This is a genomic window from Nostoc sp. JL34, from assembly GCF_017114945.1.
Taxonomy (GTDB): Bacteria; Cyanobacteriota; Cyanobacteriia; order Cyanobacteriales; family Nostocaceae; genus Nostoc.
Genome location: NZ_JABXKQ010000058.1, coordinates 1 through 4,250 on the forward strand (window position 1 = coordinate 1; position 4,250 = coordinate 4,250).

Consider the following 4,250-nt stretch of genomic DNA (forward strand, 5'->3'; position numbering starts at 1 on the left):
ACAGAGTTTGATCTTGCTCACGAGTTAGAAATACTCTTAAACGAGCGCCCATATATAAGTCACCTCATGTCGATGCATTCTCTGTATTTACTTATCTTTACATAGTCTGGTTTTTTTATGCCCACCTACTTATGTGGGAATTTGCTATGCATCGTATACAACACAAGGTAGGGGCACGCAGATAATGAAGCCAAAACCCTTTTAAAACCTCGTTTCCAGGTCTAACACTAATTCTTTTTGAAGTTTTGCTGATAGGATTTATGCAAAACTACACGCAGTTTTTCTTGTGGGATGGGTGTCCCCACGTGCCCCAGATTTAAGGCGGGAAAGATGCCCATCTCACAAAAGGTAGTTGAGTCTTTTTTATTTGGAAGTTCCTTAAATTACGAATTACAAATTGGTGTTAAACCTTTACCAAAACGGCCTCTCGCAGCTTGGTAATTACATCACTTAGATTACCTGTGTTCAGGCGGTAACTCAAAGGATGGGCAATCAACCGGGCCGTGCTTTCATACAGAGTAGCGATTTCAATTAAACCATTTTCGCGCAAAGTCCGGCCTGTAGAAACCAAATCGACGATCGCTTCTGACATTCCAGTAATTGGGCCTAGCTCTACTGAACCATACAATGGCACTATTTCCACAGGTAAATCCAGACTGTGGAAATATTCACGAGCGCAATTCACATACTTAGATGCAACTCTACCATGCGGTGGTAAATCTAAAGGCGATCGGTAAGAACTAGATGCTTTTACCGCCACCGACATCCGACAATGCCCAAACTGTAAATCTACCAAGTGGGCAACTTGCGGCTGCTTCTCCCGTAGCACATCGTAACCAACAACGCCCAGTTGTGCTTGACCATATTCTACATAAACGGGCACATCCTGCGCCCGTACCAGCAAACCTTTGGCAAGTCCCTTAGTATCAGGAATTTGAAGTTGGCGATTTCCTGAATCTAAAAAAGCACTAAAATCTAATCCCACAGCTTGTAGCAGGCGGATGCTATTTTTAAGTAGTTCCCCTTTTGGCAATGCAACAGTTAGCATTCTTTTTATTGGTATCCTTAGCGTCTCGGCAGTTCACTAATATTGAGAATATCTCTATTACTGACAAAATTTGCATTACTAAAGACCATTGGCTGAGAGTCGTGGGAATGTCAAGACAAGCAGCATGAGAATTTTATTAGTTGATGATGAAGTTGAACTAACTGAACCCTTGAGTCGCTTATTAACTCGTGAGGGTTACAGTGTGGATGCAGCTTATGATGGGACATCTGGTAGCGAACTTGCACAAGCAGGCAGTTATGACTTACTGATTTTAGATTGGATGCTGCCCGGAAAAACCGGGTTAGAGATTTGTCAGGAATTGCGACACCAAAACAAAACCACTCCCGTGCTGTTTCTCACAGCTAAAGATACTCTTGATGACCGCGTAGAAGGTTTAGATGCTGGTGCAGACGACTATTTGGTTAAACCTTTTGAACTGCGCGAGTTACTAGCCAGAGTCCGCGCTTTATTGCGTCGTTCCGGTTCCCAAATCTATGAAACGACCACTGGACGTTTAACCGTCGCTGATTTAGAACTTGATTGTGACAATCAAGTAGCCTATCGCCAAGGACGGATAATTGAGCTATCGCAAAAAGAAAGCCAGTTGTTGCAATATTTTATGGAACATACTGGACAATTGCTAACTCATGCCCAAATTATGCAAAATTTGTGGCAAGAGGAAGAACAACCCAGTAGCAATGTGATAGCGGCATTAATTCGCTTACTGCGGCGTAAGATTGAGGTAGCTAGAGAAACTACGCTGATTCACACAGTTTACGGTAAAGGCTATCGTTTTGGAGCTTCATCAATGGAGTCAGTTTAGCTGCCTACTTCCAACTCACAATGATTCGATTCATTGGTAGAAGAATTCTTGACCTTTCTCAGTCTTTGCGACTTTAATTCTTGTCGAAGTTTGTTGTAGAGGGATGAATCCACAGGCATCATAATTTGTGAAATCCCCTTCCAGACACCAAGCTGATTATTCGCACCCATATCTTCCATGAGTTGCTCTGTGTAACGCAAGGAAAACGAGGTGATACATGTCGCCTTTGCTACCACACTATGGTACTGAGTTTTCATCCAATCCATATCTGCTGCCATTTCTTGATACATTGCTGATGGCGAAGGCAATAACAAATTGCCTTTGACATACTCTGCTAACCACCAAGCACTAACTTCCGATGTTAACTGACTATATAAACTGCTGTTATAACCAACAAAACCCATCTGTGGAACATTAGGGTGAAGCAGATAACGATAAAGGTTAAAATTACCATCTTCATCGACTACCTGTCGCCGATATTCTTCTTCGAGAAAGGGAAGCTCTTGGCGAAATCCTGTACCAAAAATTACTATATCTGCCTGCAACTGCTGACCGTTGGCTAATTCTACGCCCTCAGGGATAAACTTGGCGATGCTGGTTTTAATTGCCTGGATTTTACCAGAGTGTACATACTTAAAGAAATCTGGGGGAGCTATGCTAATTTGACAATTAACCTGATTCATCGGTTGTTCAGGCAACATTCCGCAGCTATCAAGACCGAATTGCAGGCGTAGCAACATCTCGTTAGTGCGCCAGAAAGCCCACACTAATGGCTTACCCAGAGTGTGCAGCAATGTTTCAAGCCGTCCCATCTGACGGTAGGGGAACCAAGCTTCTGAAAAGCGGGTTAATAAAACATACTTCAGGTTTATTAAACCCAGGAAAAATCTAGGAACCTTCCACAAGGGTTGACGGAAGACGAGGGTGGATTTTTTGGCTGTGTTCGCCGCCAAAGTTGCAATGTCGCAGGCAGATTTGCCAAAACCTACTACCACTACCCGCTTACCCTCAATGATTGAGGTATCGTTAAACTCGGTAGAATGCAGTACCCGCCCTCCAGACGCTGCAAATTCCTCACTACCTGGCAAGGAAGGCAGTTTAGGGATGCTAAATATTCCATTGCACACTAGCACAAAGTCAAATTCGTGCTTTTCCTCTTTTATCTCACGTTCATTACCTTCCTTCACTCTGATGGTAACTACCCATCCTGGTAGTTCTCCAGTTTTTCGGGAAATATTAGTTACTTCCGTTTGGAAGTGAATCCTCTCAAGAACCCCAAAATTCTGGGCGTATAAATCTAAGTAATTCCGTATTTGCTCTGCTGTGGGCCACTCCAAGTAGGATGCAGGCATGGGATAGTCCGAAAAACTATATGTGTCACCCGTATTCTGGGTTGTTAATCCTGGATAAGTTCGAGATTTTTCCCAAACACCGCCAAGTCCTTTTTGTTTCTCAAATATAGTAACTTTATAGCCTTCCTCGATAAAAGTTTTAGCTGTCACCAGACCGCTGATTCCAGCCCCAATCACGCAAATTTGTTTGATTTCCATTCTTTTTTATGTAAATTATGAAATAATTTATGCAAATATCAATTTACAGTAGATTTTATTTATTTGAGCCACATCTGTCGTAGAGCCTAAAGAAATATCGGACATTATTGATCATCATTAAATAGCCACAAATGTTACCAGTCAAGAAAACCTAGTTGTTAGTACGCAAGTTATCAATGAGGTTTGTACAAATTTAATCTGCAAAGCAGGTTTTGATAACTCGCAGATTCAAAACTTAATTGAAGATTTTGCAGAAGGCTGTGAAATATTGTCTGTCTCGCTAGAAACACTTCAGTATGTGTCAAATTGTGTGTAGGCATAGCCCCAATACGTTTCGGTTAGGGCTTTTTGATAAAAATTCTAAATCACAAAGATGTGATAAATCGCCGTCTCTACAATAATTATCAAAAATGCCTTACAGATTGTGAATTTATTTTTGCAGGGAAAGACATGACTCTCGAAGTTCACGCACAAACAAGCATCAAAACGACAATGGCTATATTTTGCTGTTGATTGATAAGTTTTGTTTAAGCATTGGTAACTCAGACATAAGCTTGGTCACAAATAGATAAGCATTCTGAACGAAACAAGTTGTGTTGTTAACTAACAGATAAGCTGTGGTAACGAAAACAACTTTATTCTTAACGTCCGCTTCTGTGTTGGTAACGAATCGATATAAGGCATATTCTGGGCGTCACAGGTTCCATAAATGCACTACAAACTTACAGCAGTTTTCATTTAATTGAACCACATCGTAAACCTGTTATCATCAACCAGGGTTAGCGCGTCTCAAACCCTATTGACAGGGGGATTATGGCAGAGGTACTGA

Annotated in this window: 3 protein-coding genes; 1 reads left to right on the forward strand and 2 read right to left on the reverse strand. The window is 41.6% G+C overall.

All coding sequences use genetic code 11. The features are described from left to right. Nucleotides 1-403 precede the first annotated feature (403 nt). Complete coding sequence (gene hisG / locus HWQ44_RS12415; RefSeq protein ID WP_292718885.1) at nucleotides 404-1,048, reverse strand: ATP phosphoribosyltransferase; 645 nt, start codon at nucleotides 1,046-1,048, stop codon at nucleotides 404-406. 124 nt (nucleotides 1,049-1,172) lie between these two features. Between hisG and rppA the strand changes: the two genes are divergently transcribed. Then, a complete protein-coding gene (gene rppA, locus HWQ44_RS12420; RefSeq protein ID WP_292718886.1) occupies nucleotides 1,173-1,871 on the forward strand; it encodes a two-component system response regulator RppA in 699 nt (232 codons plus the stop codon). On the opposite strand, the gene HWQ44_RS12425 is transcribed toward rppA, so the two are convergent. After that, entirely contained in the window at nucleotides 1,868-3,421 is a 1,554-nt protein-coding gene (locus HWQ44_RS12425; protein ID WP_292718888.1) for an FAD-dependent oxidoreductase, read from the reverse strand. The two genes, rppA and HWQ44_RS12425, sit on opposite strands and share 4 nt — an antisense overlap. Nucleotides 3,422-4,250 lie beyond the last annotated feature (829 nt).

Bases quoted from the DNA above. Each gene is read 5' to 3' on its own strand.
- hisG (WP_292718885.1), bottom strand. From the start codon at position 1,048: ATGCTAACTGTTGCATTGCCAAAAGGGGAACTACTTAAAAATAGCATC.
- rppA (WP_292718886.1), top strand. From the start codon at position 1,173: ATGAGAATTTTATTAGTTGATGATGAAGTTGAACTAACTGAACCCTTG.
- HWQ44_RS12425 (WP_292718888.1), bottom strand. From the start codon at position 3,421: ATGGAAATCAAACAAATTTGCGTGATTGGGGCTGGAATCAGCGGTCTG.